We start from the raw sequence: 20866 nt of genomic DNA on the forward strand, positions 1-20866 counted from the left end.
ACCGCCAACCTGAGATCAACTCGTGAGATCAACTCGGTCCCGTAGCATCTGTGGGGTGGAGAGCGAGTACGACGTCATCGTGATCGGTGCCGGCGCCGCGGGCGAGAACGCGGCGGACCGTGTGGTGAAGGGCGGGCTGAGTGCAGCCCTCGTAGAGAGCGACCTCGTCGGCGGGGCCTGCTCGTACTGGGCGTGCGAGCCCTCGAAGGCGCTTCTCCGCCCAGGGACCGCGCTGCACGCCGCACGCAGGGTCCCGGGGTCCCGAGAGGCAGTCACAGGAACGCTCGACGTCGCCGCCGTGCTCAAGCACCGGGACGAGGCCGTCAACAGCTGGGACGACCAGTCGCAGGTCGAATGGGTCGACGGCGCGGGCATCACCCTCGTCCGCGGCCGCGCACGCCTCACCGGCGCGAAGCGGCTCACGGTCGACGACGCCAACGGCAACCATTTCGACCTGCTGGCGCGGCACGCCGTCGTACTCGCGACAGGCTCGAGGCCGTCGACGCCCAAGGTGCCCGGCCTCCAGCACACCCCGCACTGGACCACCGCAGACGCCACGAGCACCCGGGAAGTCCCCGAGAGCCTCGTCGTCCTGGGAGCGGGGGTTGCAGGCTCGGAGCTTGCGCAGGCGTTCGCGCGGCTCGGTTCGCGCGTCACGGTCCTCGCGCGCGGGAGCCTGCTCAGCGCGTTCCCGGAGGACGCGCGTGAACTCGTCGCCGGAGGCCTCCGGGCGGACGGCGTCGAGATCATCGAGGGCGTCTCGGCAGAGCTCGTCGAATCAACGGACGACGGCGGCGTGAAGGTCACGCTGTCAGGCGGCCGCACGCTCGAAGCAGCCAGGCTCCTCGTCGCGGCCGGGCGGCGGCCCGCGCTCGACGGGCTTGGGCTGCCCGCTTTCGGCATCGAGCCGACGTCGCTCCGCGTCGACGACACAGGCCTGGTCCTCGGCAACTCGTGGCTCTACGCGGTCGGCGACTGTTCTGGCCGCGCCATGCTCACCCATCAGGGCAAATACCAGGCAAGAATCACCGGCGACGCGATTGTGGCGAGGACCAAGGGTGAGCTCGACAAGCGCCCCACGCGGTGGAGCCGGTACGCCCGGACCGCGGACGAGCTCGCTGTCCCGCAGGTCGTGTTCACGGACCCTGAACTGGCAATGGTCGGCCTCAGCGAGGAGGAGGCGTGGGAGCACGGCATCCGGGTGCGCGTCGTCGACCTCCCCATCTCCGTGGCAGGCGCGTGGCAGCTCGCCGAGGACTACGAGGGCTGGGCCCGGTTCCTCGTGGACGAGGACCGCCGGACCCTCGTCGGGGCGTGCTTCGCAGGCCCGGACGTCGCGGAGCTCCTGCAGTCAGCGACGATCGCGGTCGTCGGCGAGGTCCCCCTCGATCGGCTCTGGCACGCGATCCCCTCGTTCCCGACCGTCAGCGAGATCTGGCTGCGTTTCCTCGAGGCCTACGGCCTCTAGCCTCGGGGCATGGGAACACCGCGTGCGCTGCCCGTCCGTGGTGGTTCTCGATGACAGACTGGCTGCGTGGCTCCCTCGCGTTTCCTTCCCCTGCGCCGCAGTGCGCGCGCTACCTTGTGGTGCGCCGCCGCCGCGACCGTGATCACGGGAATCACCGCCTGGTTCCTCGAAGAGTGGATGGGGTTGCTCACCATGGCGGCCATCGCTGCCTTCGTCCTCTCCGCGCTCTACGCGGTGCTGGGGATGAATCGCTACGTCGTAGCTGCCTTCGCCGCGGCAACGACGGCGACGACGGTCGGCTGCACCCTCGCATTCCTGCGGGTGCTCGGCGTCGCCTGGGACGACGCGCCCGACGCGGTCACGACCGTCTCGAGCCGGGACGCGGACCCCTACTTCTACGTGGCGGTGGCCGCCTTCATCGCGACGCTGGCACTCCTCTTGGTGGGAGCCGCCTGGCCCCAGCGCCGCCGGATGCCAGCGCGGGCGAGCCGCCGGCCGTCGTCGCGCGCGGGATCGCGGCCCGCGGCACCAAGTTCACGCGGCCCGAGCGCACGCCCCGCCGGGGGTCGGGCCCAGGGCTCACGGACATCGGAGGGCCGGCCTTCGGCCCCGCGCACGAACCCGCCCAAGCAAGCCGCGCCTCGGCCTAATGCGAGTGGTGCCCGTGCTTCCGGCTCTCGGCCCTCGGCACCGCGAAATCGGTGAGCCGCGCGTCCTGACCATCGAGCTCTGCCCACGGCTTCTCGGTCTCGAGGACCGCCAGCCCCGCGGTCGGGAAGTGGTTCGCGGCGTCGAGGTAGGCGTCCTGATCGGAGTCGCGCGCAGCGAGGTGCAGCACAAGATCCTGCACGCCCGGCATGTGGGCGATCACGAGCAGCGTCGTCACGGTGTCCGGGACATGGTTGACGACGGCGAGCATCCGCGTGGCGCTCGCCGCGTAGAGGCCCGTTTCAAGCTTGGGCGTGGGCGCGAGGTCGCCGAGGGCGCCGCACACCCACGTGCACGTCTGGCGTGTGCGCAGCGCGACGGAACACAGGATGAAGTCCGCCACCACTTTGTGGGCGAGGAGCCATTTGCCAGCCTCAGGCGCGTCCGCGTGCCCGCGCTCGGCCAGGGGCCTGTCGACGTCAGGGACGCCGACCGGCCACGCAGCCTTGGCATGGCGCAGCACGATGAGTCGCTTGAGGTGGTGCTTGCTCATGGAGCAAGCGTAGAGGCCCGAATCCGTTCGGCGGGCACGTCCCTAGATCGAGTACTCCGGGGCGGCCCAGACGATGACCTCGGGGTGCTCGTAGAAGCGGTACCCCTGCCCGCGGACGGTACGGACAGTGTTGGCCAGGCGACCGAGCTTCGAGCGCAGGCGGCGGATGTGGACGTCGATCGTGCGCTCGTTGGGGATTTCCTCGGCGTTCTTCCAGAGGTTCTCGAGCAGCTCGTCGCGGCTCACCGTCCGGGTGCCGTTCTCGACGAGGTAGTTCAGGAGCTCGAACTCCTTGAACGTGAGGTTGAGCGAATCACCGTCGAGGTGCACCTCGCGGCGGGCGAGGTCGATGAGGACGCCGCTCGGGCGGCTCTCGTTCTGCTGGGCCACGCGTGGCTCGGGCCGAGGACGGCTGCCGATGGTCGGGTCACCGAAAGTCGAGCGGACGACGTCGAGCGGGCTCCCCTGAGCGCCTGACGGGGCCACGGCGACAGCGGCGTAGCTCTCGACGCCGGGGACGAGGTTCTGCGCGTAGGCGCGGATCTCCTGGGCGATCCTCGCGATGGAGGAGCCGGCGGCCGCCGCCTGCTCCTCCGAGATCCCCACATACAGGACGAAACCGTGGGCCACCGTGTCCGCCGAGACCGAGCGCACGGGCTCGGTGCCGGGCGCGACGACGGGAGTCGGCGCCGTCATCGGAGAGTAGTCATCTGCGACGGGACGGAGGGGCCGTGCTGCGCCGTACGGCTCCTGCTGAGCGGTGGAGCGGCCGCCGAAAGGCTGACGGCCGGCCGCGGCCTGGGCGCGCTGAGCGTTGCGGACAGAGATATGGACGTATCCGGATGCAACCGACATGGAGTGCTGACCTCGTATTTAACTAGCCGACGCGGGCGGCTTCGAATGCTGAACAGGTTGAGCGAAGAGCCAAGTGCTGGGGGTGGGCAGTCAGCTATGCATTCGACAACAGCACATGGTCCGGCCGGCGGGTGGGCCGGAGCGGAAGGCTGCAGGTGCCGTTGAGTTCTTGTTCACACCAGTGAGTGTGCCCCGTAACAAAGGCTACAGGCAAGTAACAATGGGGGTCCCGTCTCGGAATGTGAGACGAAAAGCTGAATTGTGATACAACTCACCATTCGGAAAACCCTATATGTGAACCGACATCTTCACATATTCTGCGCCTAAGCCGCGTTCTGGCGAAGGATCTTCGGGAAACCGCTCCGAGCGCAACCCCCTACACCCCAAACGGTCGAAGTCTCACCATTCGGACGGCCGTCCGGCCCTCCCCCATGCCGGGCCGGCCCAAACACATTCGAGCCCTCATTCGCGCCTTGCTGGGAGCGTATCCGGCTCCCCGCGCCCCTCCGAGCATCCGCTGTTACCCAAATGTGACAGAACCGCGATCCGTACCGTAGGGTAGGTCGAGTGCACGGGACACCCCGTGCTCCTTTGGGTGCAGCCCGCCGAACTCTGCCGGCAGCCCGAGGGTTAATCAGGCAGAGACGGAGGAACCAATCGGCCGAGGAGGCCTGTGGAGAGCCGTGTGCTCAAAACGGGAGCCGGGGCCTGGGGTGAAGCCCTGCCGCAAGGCACGGCCGGATGACTCGCATCCGAACCCGGCAGCTAACTTCGTAGGCGCTAACGAGAGGTCTCTTGCGTGAGCAACACCATGCCTACGGGCGCGCCTGCGCGCCAACGCGGCCGGCATCGTGCGGCAACCCCGCCCAGCCGTCTCGCCCGCATCACCGCCGGACTCGGCACCGCAACAGGCGGCCGGTACCGCAACGCCGTCGTCGCCGCATCCCTCGGCCTCGTTGCCGTCGGCGGAGGCGCCGCTGCGAGCACCGGCCACATGACTCCCACCGGCGCCACTGAGGCCAACGGGGCGGCCGCCGCGCTGATCAGCGCCACCGCCGACGTGAAGCTCGACTTCGACCGCTCGACAGTGGCCTCGGTCTCGAAGGCGCAGGTCGACCAGCAGGCTCAGGCCGCGGCCGCCGCCGCTAAGGCGGAGATCCTCAAGACGCAGCCGGTCAACGACCCCACCGGAGCGCAGGCCTACGCGTCCAGCCAGCTGGCCAAGTACGGCTGGGGCCAGGACCAGATGCAGGCTCTCATCACCCTATGGAACCTCGAGTCCGACTGGACCACGACCGCGACGAACTCGAGCAGCGGCGCGTACGGCATCGCGCAGGCGCTCCCTGGCAACAAGATGGACTCTGCCGGGAGCGACTGGCAGACGAACTACCGCACCCAGATCGACTGGGGCCTCGGCTACATCAAGGACCGGTACGGCTCCCCCGCGAACGCCCTCACGTTCCATTACGCGAGCGGCTGGTACTGATCGGCGGCCGCTGATGCGGCCACCTTCCTGACTCGCGCGCCAAGGCACCACACGCGCCAAGACACCACAGACGACGGCGCCGCCCCCACGGTGGGAGCGGCGCCGTCGTTCTTCTCTGGACCCTTCTCTGGCCCTTCCTTCTCTGGCAAGAAGGCTTAGTCGCCCGGGTTCCTAATTACTCTGTCCCGAACTCGAGGAACCGGAGGTTCCCGAGCCCGAGTTGCCGGAGCCCGAGGTTCCTGCTGTAGAGGAAACGAGGATCGTCAAGGCGGCGTTCCCGTTCTTGAGCGCGGTGACCCGGACGGTCTGGCCGGACGCGAGGCTCGAGGCGCTCAGCGACCCGCCGCCGGACTGGCGCCGGCCGGCGAAGCTAGCGATCGTCGTGTCTGAGGAGATGGCGTAGGTCTGAACATAGCCGTCGTCGCTCTTGACTGTGACTTGGCTGCTTGAGGCAGCGGTGATCGTGCCAATCTGCTCAAGCTCGGTCACGTACTGGCCGTTGCTCTGGACCACATACTCGCCGTGCAGCGCCTGGCCGGCGGTTCCGAGACCCATGTTGCCCGGACCGCCGAAGCCGCGGCCGTTGCCTCCCTGGCTCAGGCCCTGCCCGCCGCCGGCCTGCCCCGGTGCCCCGCCGAGGCCCTGGTTCGACGACGCCGCGGAGACGCCGTTGGCCGAACTGTTCGCTGCGTAGTAGGCAGCACCTGCCCCGGCAGCGACGACGACGGCGACGCCCGCCGCCGCGAGCCCCTTCTGCATTGGTGTGAGCCGGGAGAGCACGCCCCTGTAGCGGCCCGAAGGATCTGCTGGCCGCGCGCCCCAGCCCTGGCCCGGCGTCGTCGGCCCCGGCGCACCCCAACCCTGGGCGGGCGGCGTCGAATCCGAAGCACCCCAACTCTGATAAGGCGAGGAACTATTCGGCGCACCCCAACCCTGACCGCCCTCGGACGCACCCGGCGCACCCCAGCCCTGATAGGGGGATGAGGGACCAGGAGCACCCCAGCCGTGCGCGGGACCCTCAACTCCCGGCTGGTTCGGGTACAGGGTTTCCGTCGGCTGCGAGCCCTGAGGGCCGGGCGTATGAGCGTCTGGAGCTTGGGTCTCCGGAGCCCGGGTCTCGGGCCCCTGCGGGTTCTGCTGTCCGAATGACATCGTGATCCTCCGGTGGTGGTCTGATCTCTGATACCAGAGTCGCTGTCCATCCTGTGCCGCCCCTGTGCCCACCGGCTGGACAGGCTGTGCTTCACGGCCCGAGGACGAGCCGCGGACGAGGCTCGGGACTAGGCTGAGGTCCACAGGCTCCCCACAGAATTAACTCAGGCTCGGACTATCCATCCACAGGAGGCTGGAACCATGGCAAGTCCTTACACGACGAACAACCTCCCGGCTCTGACCCACCCGGATGGATCCCCCATCCGTGCCCTCGTGGTCGATGACGAGCCCAGCCTCTCCGAGCTCATGAGCATGGGGCTGCGCATGACGGGATGGAGCGTTCAGGTCGCGGCGGACGGCCCGGCTGCGGTCAAGGCCGCACGTGACTTCCGGCCGGACGTCCTCGTGTTGGACGTCATGATTCCAGGGTTCGACGGCGTCGAGGTCCTCCAGCGGGTGCGGCAGTTCCTCCCGGAGGTGCCCGCGCTCTTCCTCACAGCCAAGGATGCGATCGAGGACCGCATCACAGGGCTTGCCGCGGGTGGCGACGACTACGTCACGAAGCCGTTCAGCATGGAGGAGGTCATGCTTCGCCTCCACCGGCTCGTGCAGCGCTCGGGCGTCGCGGCCCAGGACGACGCCGAGCTCGTCGTCGGCGACCTCGTGCTCAACACGGACACGCGGGAGGTGACCCGCGGAGGCGAGGACATCCAGCTCACCGCGACGCAGTTCGAGCTGCTCCGCTACCTCATGGAGAACCCGAAGCGCGTCATCAGCAAGGCTCAGATCCTGGATCGCGTATGGCAGTACGACTTCGGCGGCCAGGCGAACATCGTCGAACTCTACATTTCCTACCTCCGCAAGAAGATCGACGCGAACAGGGCGCCCATGATCCACACCGTCCGCGGAGCGGGCTACGTCATCAAGCCCGCCGACGGATGAGCACCCTCGCGGGCGCCGTCCCGCGGCCACGCCGACGTTGGACCGATCCGAACGCCTGGCACCTGCGCACCAAGCTCGTCCTCGCGACGATGCTCCTCCTCGTCGCGATCTGCTCCGTCGTCGGCTCCGTGTTGTACGCCTCGATGGACGGCTTCCTCACCCAGCAGCTCGACACGCAGCTGTACCAGGCGAGCCATCGGGCGGCACAGTTCGGCAGCGTCACGCAGCCCACCATTCCGGGATCCTCGCCGTCAGGGTCGGCGGCGCAGAACCCCGGTGAGGCAAGCCCCCGGCCAGATCCGCTCGAGGCGCGCGGCCAGGGCGCAGGCACCCTGAACGCGCGCCTCCGCGACAACATCCTCGAGGTCGCCGGATTCATCAGCCAGGACGGCCAGCGGGTCGCCCTCCGCAACTCGGACGCCGCCGTCCTCGTCTCGGTCGCGCAGACCGCCGTCCCGTCTGGCAGCGGCACTCAGCCGGCGCCCGTCGACAAGAACCTCTCCGTCGGTCACTACCGGCTCGTCGCAGTCCAGACCGCGACCGGCGACATCATCGTGACGGGGCTCCCGCTCGCCGCCAGGGACAGCACGCTCGGCTCTCTCGTGCTCACCACCGTGATCGTCTCGCTCGCTGGCCTCGTCTTCATCGGGCTCGTGGGCACGTACGTCATCCGAAAGACCCTCAAACCGCTCGACCAAGTCTCCTCCGTCGCGGCGAAGGTCGCCCAACTTCCGCTCGACGCCGGTGAGGTCGCCCTCGCGATGCGGGTTCCGCCGTCGGCCGCGCACCCCGGCACCGAGGTGGGGAACGTGGGGAACGCGCTGAACCGCATGCTCGACAACGTCTCGGGCGCGCTCCAGTCGCGGCAGGAGTCGGAGATGAAGGTGCGCCAGTTCGTGGCGGACGCATCGCACGAGCTCCGTACGCCGCTCACTGCGATCCGCGGCTACACGGACATGCTCAAGATGACCGAGCAGCTCTCGCCGCAGGGTTCGGAATCGCTCGGGCGGGTTGAGACGCAGTCTCTGCGGATGAGCCGGCTCGTCGAGGACCTCCTCACCCTCGCGCGCCTCGACGAGGGCCAACCGCTCAAGCTCGCCCCCGTCGACCTGACGCAGCTCGTGGTCGAGACCGTTTCGGACCAGAAGGTCATCTCCCCCGACCACCAGTGGCGGCTCGACCTGCCGGAGGAGCCGGTCGAGGTCAAGGCCGACGGCGCGCGGCTGCACCAGGTGATGGTCAACCTGCTCTCCAACGCGCGCAAGCACACCGACCCCGGGACCACCATCATCACGGGCGTGTCCCGCTCCGCGACTGGCGAGGCCGTCATCACCGTCACGGACACCGGTCCCGGCGTCCCGCCGGAGCTGCAGAAGAAGGTGTTCTCACGCTTCACGAGGGCGGACAAGGCCCGCACGGGAACCGAGGGATCGACCGGGCTCGGGCTCTCGATCGTCCAAGCGATCGTGGACGCGCACGGCGGTTCGGTCGAACTCTCGTCGCGGCCGGGGCGGACGGAGTTCGCGGTCTACCTGCCGGCTTGATCCGCGTGGTGCGCACGACCGTCCCGTGAAGGCATGACCGTCCCGCGACGGCATGACCGTCCCGCGACGGCACGACCGCTGTTTATGCGGGACGGTTATGCCTTCAAGCAACGGCTATGCGGCTTTAGCCCCGGCAACACCCTCCGACCTCACGGCCCCGTGGAGGTCGCGGCCCCGGCTTCCAGTGCAGGGGCGGCGTCATGCGCCGAGCGCCGGGTCGCGAGGAACGTGCCAGCGAGCACGAGCACCGCGCCGATGCCGATGAGCGGGGTGAACGGGTCGCCGCGCAGGCTCACCCCGAGCGCAAGGGCGACGACGGGGTTCACGTAGGCGATCGCCGTCGCCCGCGCCGGGCCTGCTTCGGCGATCAGGCGGAAGAACAGCAGGAATGCGAGGGCCGTGCAGAGGAGGCCGAGGAGTGCGAGGGAGCCCAGTGCTGTTGCCGAAGGGAGAGCCGTCGGCCACGTGACGGCCGCGAAGGGCGCGGAGAGCACGGCGGCTATGGTGAGGCAGACCGCCGTCATCGGCAGCGGGGGCACGCCGCCCAGCTTCACGGCTGCAACCTGCGGCGCGATCGCGTAGCCGACCGCCACGAGCAGCATCTCGATCACGGGCCATGGACCAGAGGCCTCCATTCCCCCTCCACCAAGTGCCGCCACGCCCCCCACGGCCACGACGAGACCCACGATCCGGACGCCGCCAATTCGCCGTTCGAGACCGATCACTCTCGCAATCACGAGCGCCAGAACCGGAGCGAACGCGATGAGCAGGCCGGCGAGGGAGCTCGAAAGGTGCCGCTCCGCGTCGCTCAGGAGGAACCACGGCCCCACCATTTCGAGCAGCGCGAACGCGAGCACGGGCCACCGGTGCTCCCACACCACGCGCAACTGGCGCCACGCGAACGGGAGGAGGACGAGGGCTCCGATAGCCGTGCGGGCAAAGACGACGACAGCGGGGCTCACCTCGGCGACGGCCTCGCTGATGAGCAGGTAGGGGACTCCCCAGATCAGACTCATGGCCGCGAAGAGCAGCCAGGTACGGCGGGTCATGGCCGATGCTGCCAAGACTGGAGAAGGGCGCTTCTGTGGATCACCCATCAACTTTAGGACCGACGCCGGGCAGGCCGAACCATTCAGTCCCGGCCGAATCCTCGCCCTTCCAGCCCATTTGTGTGGCAATGAGCCGGCAATTCGCTGGAACACGCCGCCGTTCTGAGTGATTGGGAAAGCACAACCGGGCGGGACCGCGGAGGTGCTACGGGACAGGGGCGGGGCGGCGGTCACAGGGGCGGCACAGCTTCGCTCTACTGCGGTCATAAGCCCATGCGGGAAAGTCGAATCATGACGCTCACGGATCCCGCCTCCCAAGCCCTCGAGGCTCAGGAAGAACTCGGCGAGCAGACCGCCCAGCCGGGCTCGGCCGTCGTACTCCAGACGCCAACCCGCCCCGGCGCCGCCCTCGACATCGCCGCGCTGAACCGCGCAGGCATCCCCCTTCTCGACGTGACGGTCCCCGTCTACAACGAGGAGGCCGACCTCGAGGTCTGTGTCCGCAACCTCGACGCCTACCTCTCGACCCAGTTCCTCCACACGTACCGGATCACGATCGCGGACAACGCCTCAACGGACTCGACCCTCCGCGTGGCCGAGCGGCTCGCCCGCGAACTCGAGGGGGTCCACGTGGTCCACCTCGAAGAGAAGGGGCGCGGCAACGCGCTGCGCCGAGTGTGGCTAGCCTCGGACTCCCCCGTCCTCGCGTACATGGACGTGGACCTCTCGACCGACCTCAACGCGCTCGCCCCGCTCGTGGCGCCGCTCATCTCGGGCCACTCGGACCTCTCGATCGGCACGAGGCTCTCGCGCTCATCGAGGGTGGTGCGGGGGCCGAAGCGCGAGTTCGTCTCGCGTTCGTACAACTTCCTCCTGCACTCGCTCATGGGCGCGCGTTTCAGCGACGCCCAGTGCGGCTTCAAGGCGATCCGCGCGGACGTCGCCCGGCAGCTCCTGCCGCACACGCTCGACAAGGCATGGTTCTTCGACACCGAACTGCTCGTCCTCGCCGAGCGCTGTGGCCTGCGGTGCGCAGAGGTGCCGGTGGACTGGACGGACGATCCTCACTCGAAAGTCGACATCGTCCGCACCGCGCTTGAGGACCTCCGCGCCATGTATCGGATGACGACGGACATGGCCCGCGGCCGCGTTCCCCTCGCTCAGCTTCAGGCTGCCATGGCCCGCGGCCCGCTTCCGGCCGGCGAGCGCGCGGAGGAGGCCAGCCGAGGGCAGAGCCTCTTCGGCCAGCTCGTGCGCTTCGGCGCGATTGGAGTCGCGTCGACGCTCGCGTACGCGGCGCTGTACCTCCTCGGCCGCGCGTTCATGGGCGCGCAGGCCGCCAACTTTGTGGCACTGCTCATCACGGCCATCGCCAACACGGCTGCCAACCGGCGGTTCACGTTCGGCGTCCTCGGCGCCGAAAGGCTGGCCCGCCACCATTTCGAGGGCCTCATCGTCTTCGGGATCGGCTGGGCCCTCACCGCGGGAGCCCTGGTGTGGATGAACTCGCTCCCCCACCCGGGCCAATGGCTCGAGCTCAGCGTCCTCACCGTCGCGAACCTCGCGGCAACTGCGCTGAAGTTCCTCCTCTTCCGTCTCTGGGTGTTCCGCCGCCGGGCGTGACCCACGCCGGGCGCGATCCACGCCGGGCGCGATCCACGCCGCGCAGCGCGCCACGCGCACCGCCCACATGCACCGCCCGGCAGCTAGACTTCCGACCGAAAGGCCAGAACATGACCACCTCCACTGCCCCCGGCACCACGGTTCCCACGCCGCCCGGCGCGGCGTCCGACGACGGCGCGTCCCGCCGTCGCCCGTCCCGCCCCGGCTCTCCCGAAAACAGGCTGCAGCGCCTCGCCTTCGGCAGGGACCAGGCCCGCTGGGTGCGGCCGTCGAGCTTCGGCCTCGTGCTCGCGAGCGCGTTCCTGTACCTCTGGAACCTCACGAATTCCGGGTACGCCAACTCCTTCTATGCTGCCGCGATCCAGGCCGGCAGCAAGAACTGGACCGCCTGGTTCTTCGGTTCGCTCGACGCCGGCAACGCAATCACCGTCGACAAGCCCCCGGCCGCGTTCTGGATCCCCGGCCTCCTCGGCCGCATCTTCGGGTTCAACTCGTTCACGATGCTGCTCCCCGAGGCGCTCGCGGGCGTCGCATCGGTCGCGCTTATGTACGCGGCGGTCAAGCGGGTGAGCGGCCCTGCCGCCGGTCTGCTCGCAGGCGGTGCACTCGCGGCCACTCCGGTCGCGGCCCTCATGTTCCGGTTCAACAACCCGGACGCTATGCTCACGTTCTCCCTCGTGCTCGCCGCCTACATGACCATCCGCGCCATCGAGAAGGCGGGCTGGAAGTGGCTCGTCGGGGCCGGAGCCGTGATCGGCTTAGCGTTCCTGACGAAGATGCTCCAAGGCGTCATCATCGTCCCGGCCCTCGGCCTCGCGTACCTCTGGGCCGCCCCGACGACGCTCCGCCGCCGGCTCCTGCACCTCCTCGGCGCCGTCGGCGGGATCGTCGTCGTGGCCGGTGCATACATCCTCGCGTTCACGCTCACGCCCACGAGCGTCCGCCCTTACATGGCCGGTTCCCAGACCAACAGCTTCCTCGAGCTGACCTTCGGCTACAACGGCTTCTCGCGCATCTTCGGCAATCGGGGCGGCGGCTTCGGCGGCGGGGGCGGCTTCGGCAGAGCGTCCGACGCCGGAGCTGCCGCCGGCAGCGGCGCGGGCGCCTCGGGATTCGCGGGCTTGGCGGGCGGATTCCCGGGCGGCGGCAACGGTGGCGGCCCAGGTGGCGCGAGCTTCGGTGGGTCGGCCGGCCTCCTGCGGATGTTCGGCTCGAGCTTCGGCACTGAGATCTCGTGGCTGCTTCCGGCGGCGCTCATCCTGCTCATGGCCGGCTTCTGGTTCACGCGCCGCGCAGTCCGCACCGATCGCGTCCGCGCCTCGCTCATCGTCTGGGGCGGCTGGATGATCCTGACCGCCGGTGTCTTCAGTTTCATGACCGGCACCGTGCATCCGTACTACGCGATTGCGCTGGCCCCCGGCATCGCCGGGGTGGTCGGCATCGGAGGCGCCGAGCTGTGGCGCGGCCGGGCGTATTGGCCCTCGCGTCTCGTCCTCGCGGCGACGGTGCTCGTGACGAGCATCTGGACCGCGGTGCTGCTCGGCCGCGACTCGGCGTGGCTCCCGTGGCTCAAGTTCGTCGTCGTCATCCTCGGGGTACTCACCGCTATCGCACTTCTGGTCCGCTTCGACCGGCTCCGCGTCGGCGCCGTCTCCGTCGCCCTCGCCGCGCTCCTCGCGACCGGGCTGGGGACCACGGCATTCACGGTCGCGACTGCTTCGGTCGGCCACACGGGCTCCATCCCGACCTCGGGCCCGTCCGCACAGGGCGGGTTCGGAAGCTTCGGCAACCGGGCGGGCTTCGGCGGCTTCGGCGGAGCGGGCGGTTTCGATGGCGCCGGCTTCAGCGGCGGTCCGGGCGGTGACGCGAGCACCTCGAGCGACCTCGTGGCGCTCCTCAAGGAGACCACGACCAAGTGGTCGGCCGCGACCAACGGCTCCAACTCGGCCGCGAGCCTCGAGCTCGCATCCAACACGAACGTCATCGCGATGGGCGGCTTCACGGGGAGCGACCCGTACCCGAGCGTCGACGAGTTCAAGACCATGGTCGCGAATGGCCAGATCAGCTACTACATCGCCGGCGGCGGTATCGGTGGTGGTGGCGGCTTCGGCGGCCGCGGCGGAAGCGACACCTCGGCGATCACCCAGTGGGTCGAGTCCAACTTCCAGGCAACCACGGTCGGCAACACGACGGTGTACAAACTGGTCAAGTAATGTCTTCGCTCCCACCCGTCGTCACCCCCGGCAGCTCCACAGCGGACGCCTCCGGCCGCTGGGCTCCTTCGTCGCCCTCTGACGCGGCTCTCCGGCGTCCCCTGCTCCGCCGCCTCAGCGTCGTGAGCGCCGGAGGTGCCGCACGCAACCGACTCGAGCTGACGGCGCTCCTGGTAGTCATGGGCATCCTCTACCTGTGGAACCTCGGCGCAAGCGGGTGGGCCAACGCGTTCTACAGCGCGGCGGCCCAGGCCGGGAGCCAGAACTGGGAGGCGTTCTTCTTCGGTTCGTCGGACGCCGCGAACGCCATCACGGTCGACAAGCCACCAGCGTCCCTCTGGATCATGGACCTCTCGGTCCGGATGTTCGGCCTGAGTTCGTGGTCGATCCTCGTGCCCGAGGCCCTCATGGCAGTCGCTACGGGATGGATCCTCTACCTCGCGGTGAGGCGCGCGGGCCGCCCGGCGACCGGAGGCGAACGGGCCGCACACGGCGCAGGCTTGCTCGCCGTCGTCGTGCTCGCCCTGACCCCGGTCGCGGCGCTCATGTTCCGGTTCAACAACCCGGACGCGCTGCTCGTGCTGCTCATGACGGCGGCGGGATACGGCGTCGTCCGCGCGGTGCAGGGCGGGAAGGCGCGGTGGCTTATCCTCGCCGGCGCCCTGCTCGGCCTCGGATTCCTCACGAAGCAACTGCAGGTGCTGCTCGTCGTCCCGGGGTTCGCGCTCGCTTATCTGTGGGCGGCGCCGCATGCGGTGGGCAAACGCCTCCTGCACCTGCTCGGCGCTCTCGGTGCGATGGTGGCGGCGGCGGGATGGTGGATCGTCGCGGTCATGCTCACCCCGCCGAGCGCAAGGCCGTACATCGGCGGCTCGCAGACCAACTCGATCCTCGAGCTCACGTTCGGGTACAACGGCTTCGGCAGGCTGAGCGGCGACGAGGTCGGCTCCGTGGGCGGCGCGAACGGCTGGGGCCAACCGGGCCTGCTGAGGCTCTTCTCCTCGACGTTCGGCGGCCAGATCGCGTGGCTCCTGCCCGCCGCGCTCCTTCTGGGTGCCGCGCTCCTCTGGGTCGGCCGGCGAGCGCCGCGCACGGATCCCGTCCGGGCTTCGATCGTGGCGTGGGGAGGCTGGGTTCTCGTCACGGCCCTCACGTTCAGCCTCATGCAGGGCATCATCCACGAGTACTACACCGTGGCGCTCGCCCCCGGTATTGCGGCGCTCGTGGGGCTCGGCGCGGGTGTGCTGTGGCACCGCCGATGCTGGCCGTTCGAGGCCTCGATCCTCGCGACCGCGGTCTTCTCAGCGGGTGCGATGGGAATCGTGCTCTTGCTTCGTGCCGCGGGGTTCGTCTCGTGGCTGCCGTGGGTGATCGGCGTCGCGACGCTTGCCGCAGTAGGCGGCATCCTGGCCGTCGGTTTCGCCGCCGGCGGGCTCGGCACCCTCCCCCGCGCCCTCGGGAGCACGACGGCGGCCGTCGCCCTCGTCGCTGCGCTCTCCAGCCCGCTCGCTTTCACGCTCCAGACCGTCGCAACGCCCCACACCGGCGCGATCGTCACCGCTGGCCCCGCCTCCTCCGGCGGCCGCCCCGGCTTCGGCGGCTTCCGCGCAGGCCAGGGCGGCCTCAACAGCTTCCTCGGGATCGGGCAGGGCAGGTTCGGCGGGCAGGGCACGACGCCGGGCAGCGGCTTCGGCGGCCAGGGCAGGTTCGGCGGCCAGGGCAGGTTCGGCGGCCAGGGCAGGCTCGGCGGGGCCGGCGGCCTCCTCGACGCGACAACGCCGTCGTCCGCTCTGGTGACCGCCCTCGAAACCGACGCGTCCAAGTACACGTGGGCGGCCGCCGTCGTCGGCTCCAACAACGCCGCGGGCTATCAGCTCGCGACCCAACTGCCCGTCATGGCCCTCGGCGGGTTCAACGGCACGGACCCCGCGCCCACGCTCGGCCAGTTCCAGGAGCTCGTGAAGCAGGGGAAGGTCCATTACTTCATCGCGTCGAGCCTCCTGCAGGGCAGCTCGGGTTCCGACGACGCGCAGCAGATCGCGCAGTGGGTCGCCGCGACGTTCCCGTCCCAGACGATCGGCGGTGCCACCGTCTACGTGCTCGGTTAGCGCGCCCGCTGCGCCCCTCCGAGTTGCGCCGTCCGCATCCCCCGGGTGGTTAGCGAGGCCCTGACGCCCGGGGCCCCTGTCTCGCAGAAAAGTTCACCCAACGTGGACTTCCCGGCGAGAAGAGAACTTCGTCTTTCCGAGCAAAGTCATCCTCTCGCCGACGAGTTCGCCTGAGTGGAACTTATGGGCGAGATGGTAACTGCTCGGTTAGCGCGCCTAGCCGTTCGGCCGCGACGGGATGTACTGGACGGCCCACCTGTTCCCGTCCGGGTCCTGGAAGTACACGAAGTGGCCCCAGTCGAGCACCTCGATCTCGCTGCAGTCCACGCCGTTGCCCTTGAGTTGGTCGTAGGCCTTCTGGATGTCGCTCACCACGATCTGCAGGTTCGGTGCGGTCCCGGGCGCCGCGTCGCTGAGGCCCTGGCCGATCGCGATCGAGCACGCCGAACCCGGCGGCGTCAGCTGGACGAACCTCAGGTTCTCGTTGACGCGCTGGTCGTAGTCGGCGTTGAAGCCCACCTTGTTGACGTAGAAATCCTTGGCCCGGTCGACGTCGGACACGGGCACGAACACCAGCTCAAGCTTCCAGTCCATGCTCTCAAAGGTAGGGACGGACGACGGCGAGCGGTACCCATGGCGGCGGCCTTCACCTTTGGCCCCTTCACCTTTAGCCTGAGAGCCGCTTCGGAATGTCCAATCGAAGCGGGACGAACTGGAACACGAGATGAGAGGAGATGCCAGTGAAGACCACCAAACTGTCGTCCGAGGGCGGCGCGATGTTCGTCGTAGTGGGGGGACCCGGAGAAGACGCGTACCAGCTGCTCAGTGACTTCGCCAAGAGCAACCAGCTCAGCGCCGCCCAGATCACCGGCGTCGGTGCCTTCAGACGGGCCACCGTCGGCTGGTTCGACCGGGAAGCCAAGGACTACCGCCACATTCCCGTCGACCAGCAATGTGAGCTTCTGTCGCTCATCGGGGACATCGCACTGGCCGACGACGGTCCACAGGTCCACGCGCACGTCGTCCTCGGCCTGCCCGACGGCACGACGCGCGGCGGCCACCTGCTCAGCGGCGAAGTCTGGCCCACGTTGGAGATCATCATCCGCGAAACACCCGCCGTGCTCCGGAAGACGAGCCACCCAGAGCTCGGGCTCGCCCTCATCGATCCCGACCGGACGAACGGCTGAGCGAGGCCTCCTCACCTCACTGAAAAAAAACTTTTGGAGAGCGCGTGACCTTTCGGAGGTCCCCTTCGGTTGGAAGGGAGTAGGGCCGCCCAGACGGCCCTCCCAGTTGGTCCCGAACCCTCCAGGAGTTTCCATGTCGCTCTTCACTCTTGTCGCCTCGAGCAAGGTCGCCGTGAGCGCTGCCGCCCTCGGCGCCCTCGCCCTTGGTGGCGCGGGGACTGCCGCCTACGCGAACGCCCTTCCGGCCACGGCCCAGCAGGCCGCCCACCAGCTCATCGGCGCCCCGGCCCCAGCCCTCCCGGCCGCCGCCCTTCCGGCAACGCCCGCCGTCCCCGCGACGCCAGCCCTTCCCACGGGTGCCGCATCGCAGGCAACGTCTGCCGCGTCTCACGCCGCAGCCGCCGCCAAGTCGGACGCGGCCTCCGCTTCGAACCTCCCGTCGTCGGTCGCGCCGAACGCAGGCGTGAACGCTCAGGCGGTCCTCGGCCTCTGCACCGCGTACGCGCACGGCGGCCTCGACGCGGCCTCCACTGAGTTCCACAACCTCGCGGCGGACGCGAACGGCCAGTCGAACGTCTCGGCGTTCTGCAACACCGTGATCGCGGGCCAGTCCGCTCAGGCTTCGGCGAACGCGGGAGCCAATGCGAACGCCAACGCCAACGCCGCCCTGCCCGCAACGCCGGCCGTCCCCGCGGTGCCCTCGGCTCCCGCGGTCCCGTCGCTGCCTTCGCACGTAGCCGTCCCGGCGGTCCCCGCGGTTCCGGCTGTCCCTTCGGTCGTGCCGTCGTCGCCGGTCCAGCCGTAACACGGCAGCCCGCCAACTGAGATAGTCTGGCAAGTCGTTCCGCGGGACCGGCCCACCGGCCGGCCCCGCGGCCTTGCCCGAGACCGGCGCGTGCGAGCCCCTGCGGCGTGAGCCCCAGCGGCCAGCCCTGGTGGCCAGCACGCCCGGTCCCCGCACAACCAAGGGAGACCGGTTGGAGCCCCACGAGGATCCGAGCCGCGAGATCCCCCCGATGGATCCCGGCGACCACGCTGAACTCTTCACCGCAGCCTTCCGTACCCTCTCGCCGTCTGTGCGCGGCTACTTGAGGGCACGCGGCGTCGATGACAGCGAGGCGGTGACTCAGGACGTCTTCCTTTCGCTGTACTCCCGGATAGGGAGCCTCAAGGGGGGTCTCGAGGGGGCGAAGGCCCTCGTCTTCACGATCGCCCACTCCCGCGCCGTCGACCATCATCGCCGCCGCCAGCGGACGCCCCACCTCGTTCCCCACGAGCCCGAGCTGGATTCCCGCACCACCCCGGCCACGACAGAAGACCTCGCCCTCGGGGGGGCCGGCGCGTTGAGCCTTCTGAACTCTCTGACCGATGACCACCGCGAGGTCCTCCTCCTCCGGGTCGTCGCCGATCTTTCGATCGAGCAGACCGCCGAAATCATGAGCCGCACCGCTGGCGCAGTCAAACAGCTCCAACGGCGGGCCCTCGAAGCCCTGAGAAGTCACGCAGTCATCACAGAACTGAGCCCGTCATGAACCCCATCAACGATCGCGAGATCGACGATCACAACGACCAGAGGGTCATCGATCAGGTCCTGACTGAAGTCGACCCTGACAGCGCCGAGTCTCTGAGGCCGCTGCTCGCGGAACTGCGCACGCTCGCCCACGGCGACACGGTCGAGCCCGGCCCGCTCCTCGAGACGCTCCTGCTGCCCGAGGAGACCGCTCCGGTCTCCGGAGCCGCCGCCCCCGGCGCCGCCGTCACTGCCCCTCCCACCGTGCCCGTTCTCCGGGTGATCGACGGGGACGGCGCTGGCCAGGCCGCTCGAGTGGGCCGCACCGGTCGCCCCGCCCGGCCTGCCCGCCGTCGTCGTCCGCTCGCCGCAGCGCTCGTCCTCACGGCAGCGATCGGCGCTGGAACTGCCGCGGCCGCGGCAGCGGACGAAGGCTTCCGCTCGACGCTCAACGACGGCCTCAACTCCGTCATCCGCGTCCTCGGAGGCCACGCGGCGAACGCTCCCGCATCGCCCGCCATGCCTGCCCCGACACCCGCCCCCGCGGCCCCAGCAGAGCGCGGCTCCTCCCCGGCCTCGGCTCCGGCAGCGAGCCCAAGCGCCGCGGCGACCCCTCACGCGGAGACGCCGGCGCCGTCGTCGGCCGCTACGAGCGCACCGCGGACGACGACGGGTGCCAGCACGGTGTCGCCCTCACCGAAGGCGGGCCTCCCTGGTCTCCCGACCCAGCTGCCGAGTCCGAATCTCGGCGTACCGCTCCCGAAGCTCCCGCCTGTTCCCGGAGCCCTCCCGACCGCACCGACAGGGCTCCCGGGGAGCCTGAACTAGGGGATTCTGAGCCCCTCGGCGCCTGCTTGATGCGGGCCTACTTGGGATACCGGCCTACTTGGCGAGCCCGTAGAGGCGGTCGCCTGCGTCCCCGAGGCCGGGAACGATGTACGCCTTCTCGTTGAGGCGCTCATCGATCGAGGCCAGGACGACCCTCACGTTCGCGTCGCCGAGCCCCTTCTCAAGGCGCGCGAGCCCCTCGGGCGCGGCGAGGAGGCAGATGCACGTCACGTCGCTCGCGCCGCGGCGGAACAGGAACTTGATGGCCTCGCTCAGCGTGCCGCCGGCCGCGAGCATGGGGTCGAGGACGAAGATCTGCCGGCCGGTGAGATCCTCGGGAAGCCGCTCGGCGTACGTGACGATGTTGAGGGTCTCCTCGTCCCGGGCCATGCCCAGGAAGCCGACCTCGGCCGTCGGGACCAGCTTGACCATGCCCTCGAGCATGCCGAGCCCCGCGCGCAGGATCGGGACGACGAGCGGCGTCGGTTTGGTGAACGCGGTGCCGGCCGTCGTCGTGATGGGGGTCTCGATCGTGACCGTCTCGGTGCGCACCTCCCGCGTCGCCTCGTACGCAAGGAGCGTCACGAGCTCCTCGGTGAGCTGCCGGAACACGGGGCTGGGTGTGTTCTTGTCCCGCAAGACCGTCAGCTTGTGGGCGACGAGCGGATGGTCCACGACGAGGGTGCGCATGGCTGCCAAACTATCATCCGGCTCCCTCGGCAGCGCCTCCTGCCGGGAGTACACTGGTGCCCTTCCTCGGTGAGGAGGTGACGCGTCATGAAGACGCTAATGGTCTCCTTGCTCGCATACTCCACCGCAGGGACGGGGGCCCTGTTCGGGATGTGGTTGGCTGCTCGTTGGCCGAATCCGCGGTGGAGTCATCTGGTTGCGTCCTGGGGGGTGATCATGGCCGTCGTCGCCGTCTGGGCGACGGTCCTGTGAACCCAGCATTCTGAAGCGAGTCAGGCTGCGGCGTCGGGTCATCCCGGCGCCGCAGCTCTTTTGCCTATCATGGGCACCATGGTTGCCAGCCCCCATGAGGAGTGGATGCGGCTCGCTCTCTCGGAGGCCAAGGCTGCGCTCGCCACGGGCGACGTGCCCATCGGCGCCGTCGTCGTCGATCCTGCGGGTGAGGTGATCGGCGTCGGACGCAACGAGCGCGAGGCCCTCGCCGACCCCACTGCGCACGCCGAGGTTCTCGCAATCCGGGCCGCGGCCGCCGCACTCAGGGCCAGTGAGCGCGGCGACGGCTGGCGGCTCGAGGACTGCACGCTGGTCGTCACGCTCGAACCATGCGCGATGTGTGCGGGGGCGGTCGTGCTCGCGCGCATTCCGCGCGTTGTCTTCGGCGCGTGGGACGAGAAGGCTGGCGCCGCCGGCAGCGTGTTCGACATCCTCCGGGAGCGGCGGCTCAACCACCGCGCGGAAGTCTACGGAGGCGTGCTCGGCGACGAGTGCGCCGAGCTGCTGCGGGAGTTCTTTGCGGCTCATCGGTGATTCGTTGGGCGGAGGGCTGCGCGGGCCGGCGTCGTGGTGGAATGGACGAATGCGACACAGCGAGGCGGATACCGTCCGGCGTCCGCTCACGCTTGTAGCCGACGGCGATGCGTTCGCGGCCGTCTATTTTCCGGGGCGCTGGACCCTCCCCGGCGGCCGCGATCTCACATTTGCTGCCCCCACAGCGTCTACCCAGTGATGGA

At 69.4% G+C, this 20866-nt stretch carries 21 protein-coding genes and 1 riboswitch; of the genes, 15 read left to right on the forward strand and 6 right to left on the reverse strand.

Translation table 11 applies throughout. The annotated features are described in order from the left end of the window. Positions 1-55 precede the first annotated feature (55 nt). Positions 56-1468 (forward strand): dihydrolipoyl dehydrogenase family protein, encoded by a 1413-nt coding sequence (locus L0M17_RS17545; RefSeq protein ID WP_241055689.1) that lies wholly within the window; start codon positions 56-58, stop codon positions 1466-1468. Positions 1469-1534: 66 nt separating this feature from the next. After that, on the forward strand, positions 1535-2173 hold the full coding sequence (locus L0M17_RS17550) for a hypothetical protein (protein ID WP_241055690.1): 639 nt from the start codon (positions 1535-1537) through the stop codon (positions 2171-2173). On the opposite strand, the gene L0M17_RS17555 is transcribed toward L0M17_RS17550, so the two are convergent. Together L0M17_RS17555 and L0M17_RS17560 are read right to left on the reverse strand one after the other, a co-directional pair. Next, positions 2115-2669 carry a SixA phosphatase family protein gene (locus L0M17_RS17555; protein WP_241055691.1) on the reverse strand — a complete coding sequence of 185 codons (555 nt, stop codon included), beginning with the start codon at positions 2667-2669 and terminating at the stop codon, positions 2115-2117. The genes L0M17_RS17550 and L0M17_RS17555 overlap by 59 nt on opposite strands. Before the next feature lie 42 nt (positions 2670-2711). Further along, the gene (locus L0M17_RS17560; protein WP_241055692.1) at positions 2712-3524 is read right to left on the reverse strand and encodes a winged helix-turn-helix domain-containing protein; all 813 of its coding nucleotides are present in this window, start codon (positions 3522-3524) and stop codon (positions 2712-2714) included. A 593-nt stretch (positions 3525-4117) separates the two neighbouring features. Continuing rightward, positions 4118-4319: riboswitch (cyclic di-AMP (ydaO/yuaA leader) on the forward strand. Between the two features lie 4 nt (positions 4320-4323). On the opposite strand from L0M17_RS17560, the gene L0M17_RS17565 reads away from it, so the two are divergent. Next, positions 4324-5010 carry an aggregation-promoting factor C-terminal-like domain-containing protein gene (locus L0M17_RS17565; protein WP_241055693.1) on the forward strand — a complete coding sequence of 229 codons (687 nt, stop codon included), beginning with the start codon at positions 4324-4326 and terminating at the stop codon, positions 5008-5010. Positions 5011-5181: 171 nt separating this feature from the next. Here the strand turns inward: L0M17_RS17565 and L0M17_RS17570 are convergent, their stop codons facing one another. After that, positions 5182-5769: a hypothetical protein gene (locus L0M17_RS17570; protein WP_241055694.1), complete on the reverse strand. Its 588-nt coding sequence runs from the start codon at positions 5767-5769 to the stop codon at positions 5182-5184. A gap of 594 nt (positions 5770-6363) precedes the next feature. On the opposite strand from L0M17_RS17570, the gene L0M17_RS17575 reads away from it, so the two are divergent. Together L0M17_RS17575 and L0M17_RS17580 are read left to right on the forward strand one after the other, a co-directional pair. Continuing rightward, complete coding sequence (locus tag L0M17_RS17575; protein ID WP_241055695.1) at positions 6364-7104, forward strand: response regulator transcription factor; 741 nt, start codon at positions 6364-6366, stop codon at positions 7102-7104. After that, the gene (locus tag L0M17_RS17580; RefSeq protein ID WP_241055696.1) at positions 7101-8648 is read left to right on the forward strand and encodes a sensor histidine kinase; all 1548 of its coding nucleotides are present in this window, start codon (positions 7101-7103) and stop codon (positions 8646-8648) included. The genes L0M17_RS17575 and L0M17_RS17580 overlap by 4 nt, the downstream gene beginning before the upstream one ends. A gap of 149 nt (positions 8649-8797) precedes the next feature. On the opposite strand, the gene L0M17_RS17585 is transcribed toward L0M17_RS17580, so the two are convergent. Continuing rightward, positions 8798-9697 carry a DMT family transporter gene (locus L0M17_RS17585; protein WP_241055697.1) on the reverse strand — a complete coding sequence of 300 codons (900 nt, stop codon included), beginning with the start codon at positions 9695-9697 and terminating at the stop codon, positions 8798-8800. A gap of 291 nt (positions 9698-9988) precedes the next feature. Between L0M17_RS17585 and L0M17_RS17590 the strand changes: the two genes are divergently transcribed. The 3 genes from L0M17_RS17590 (at position 9989) to L0M17_RS17600 (ending at position 15641) form a co-directional block, all read left to right on the forward strand. After that, a complete protein-coding gene (locus L0M17_RS17590) occupies positions 9989-11320 on the forward strand; it encodes a bifunctional glycosyltransferase family 2/GtrA family protein (protein ID WP_241055698.1) in 1332 nt (443 codons plus the stop codon). Positions 11321-11430: 110 nt separating this feature from the next. Further along, positions 11431-13533, forward strand: coding sequence for an ArnT family glycosyltransferase (locus L0M17_RS17595; RefSeq protein WP_241055699.1), 2103 nt, complete (start codon positions 11431-11433; stop codon positions 13531-13533). Beyond that, positions 13533-15641 (forward strand): mannosyltransferase YkcB-related protein, encoded by a 2109-nt coding sequence (locus L0M17_RS17600; protein ID WP_241055700.1) that lies wholly within the window; start codon positions 13533-13535, stop codon positions 15639-15641. The genes L0M17_RS17595 and L0M17_RS17600 overlap by 1 nt, the downstream gene beginning before the upstream one ends. A 216-nt stretch (positions 15642-15857) precedes the next feature. Here L0M17_RS17600 and L0M17_RS17605 read toward each other — a convergent pair whose 3' ends face one another. Beyond that, positions 15858-16235, reverse strand: a complete 378-nt coding sequence (locus tag L0M17_RS17605; protein WP_241055701.1) for a glyoxalase superfamily protein — start codon at positions 16233-16235, stop codon at positions 15858-15860. A 146-nt stretch (positions 16236-16381) separates the two neighbouring features. Between L0M17_RS17605 and L0M17_RS17610 the strand changes: the two genes are divergently transcribed. The 4 genes from L0M17_RS17610 (at position 16382) to L0M17_RS17625 (ending at position 19166) form a co-directional block, all read left to right on the forward strand. Beyond that, a complete protein-coding gene (locus tag L0M17_RS17610; protein WP_241055702.1) occupies positions 16382-16828 on the forward strand; it encodes a PPC domain-containing DNA-binding protein in 447 nt (148 codons plus the stop codon). Positions 16829-16961: 133 nt separating this feature from the next. Next, positions 16962-17633, forward strand: coding sequence for a protein tyrosine phosphatase (locus tag L0M17_RS17615; RefSeq protein WP_241055703.1), 672 nt, complete (start codon positions 16962-16964; stop codon positions 17631-17633). 172 nt (positions 17634-17805) lie between these two features. Continuing rightward, positions 17806-18360, forward strand: a complete 555-nt coding sequence (locus tag L0M17_RS17620) for an RNA polymerase sigma factor (RefSeq protein WP_241055704.1) — start codon at positions 17806-17808, stop codon at positions 18358-18360. Then, the gene (locus L0M17_RS17625; RefSeq protein WP_241055705.1) at positions 18357-19166 is read left to right on the forward strand and encodes a hypothetical protein; all 810 of its coding nucleotides are present in this window, start codon (positions 18357-18359) and stop codon (positions 19164-19166) included. Before L0M17_RS17620 ends, L0M17_RS17625 begins: the two co-directional genes overlap by 4 nt. A 54-nt stretch (positions 19167-19220) precedes the next feature. On the opposite strand, the gene upp is transcribed toward L0M17_RS17625, so the two are convergent. Further along, the gene (gene upp / locus L0M17_RS17630; protein WP_241055706.1) at positions 19221-19856 is read right to left on the reverse strand and encodes a uracil phosphoribosyltransferase; all 636 of its coding nucleotides are present in this window, start codon (positions 19854-19856) and stop codon (positions 19221-19223) included. An 87-nt stretch (positions 19857-19943) separates the two neighbouring features. Here upp and L0M17_RS17635 point away from each other — a divergent pair, with 87 nt between their 5' ends. The 3 genes from L0M17_RS17635 (at position 19944) to L0M17_RS17645 (ending at position 20862) form a co-directional block, all read left to right on the forward strand. Beyond that, a complete protein-coding gene (locus L0M17_RS17635) occupies positions 19944-20108 on the forward strand; it encodes a hypothetical protein (RefSeq protein WP_241055707.1) in 165 nt (54 codons plus the stop codon). 78 nt (positions 20109-20186) lie between these two features. Continuing rightward, complete coding sequence (gene tadA / locus L0M17_RS17640) at positions 20187-20663, forward strand: tRNA adenosine(34) deaminase TadA (RefSeq protein ID WP_241055708.1); 477 nt, start codon at positions 20187-20189, stop codon at positions 20661-20663. A gap of 49 nt (positions 20664-20712) precedes the next feature. Continuing rightward, positions 20713-20862 carry a hypothetical protein gene (locus L0M17_RS17645; protein ID WP_241055709.1) on the forward strand — a complete coding sequence of 50 codons (150 nt, stop codon included), beginning with the start codon at positions 20713-20715 and terminating at the stop codon, positions 20860-20862. Positions 20863-20866 lie beyond the last annotated feature (4 nt).

It is taken from the genome of Sinomonas terrae, assembly GCF_022539255.1.
GTDB lineage: Bacteria > Actinomycetota > Actinomycetes > Actinomycetales > Micrococcaceae > Sinomonas > Sinomonas terrae.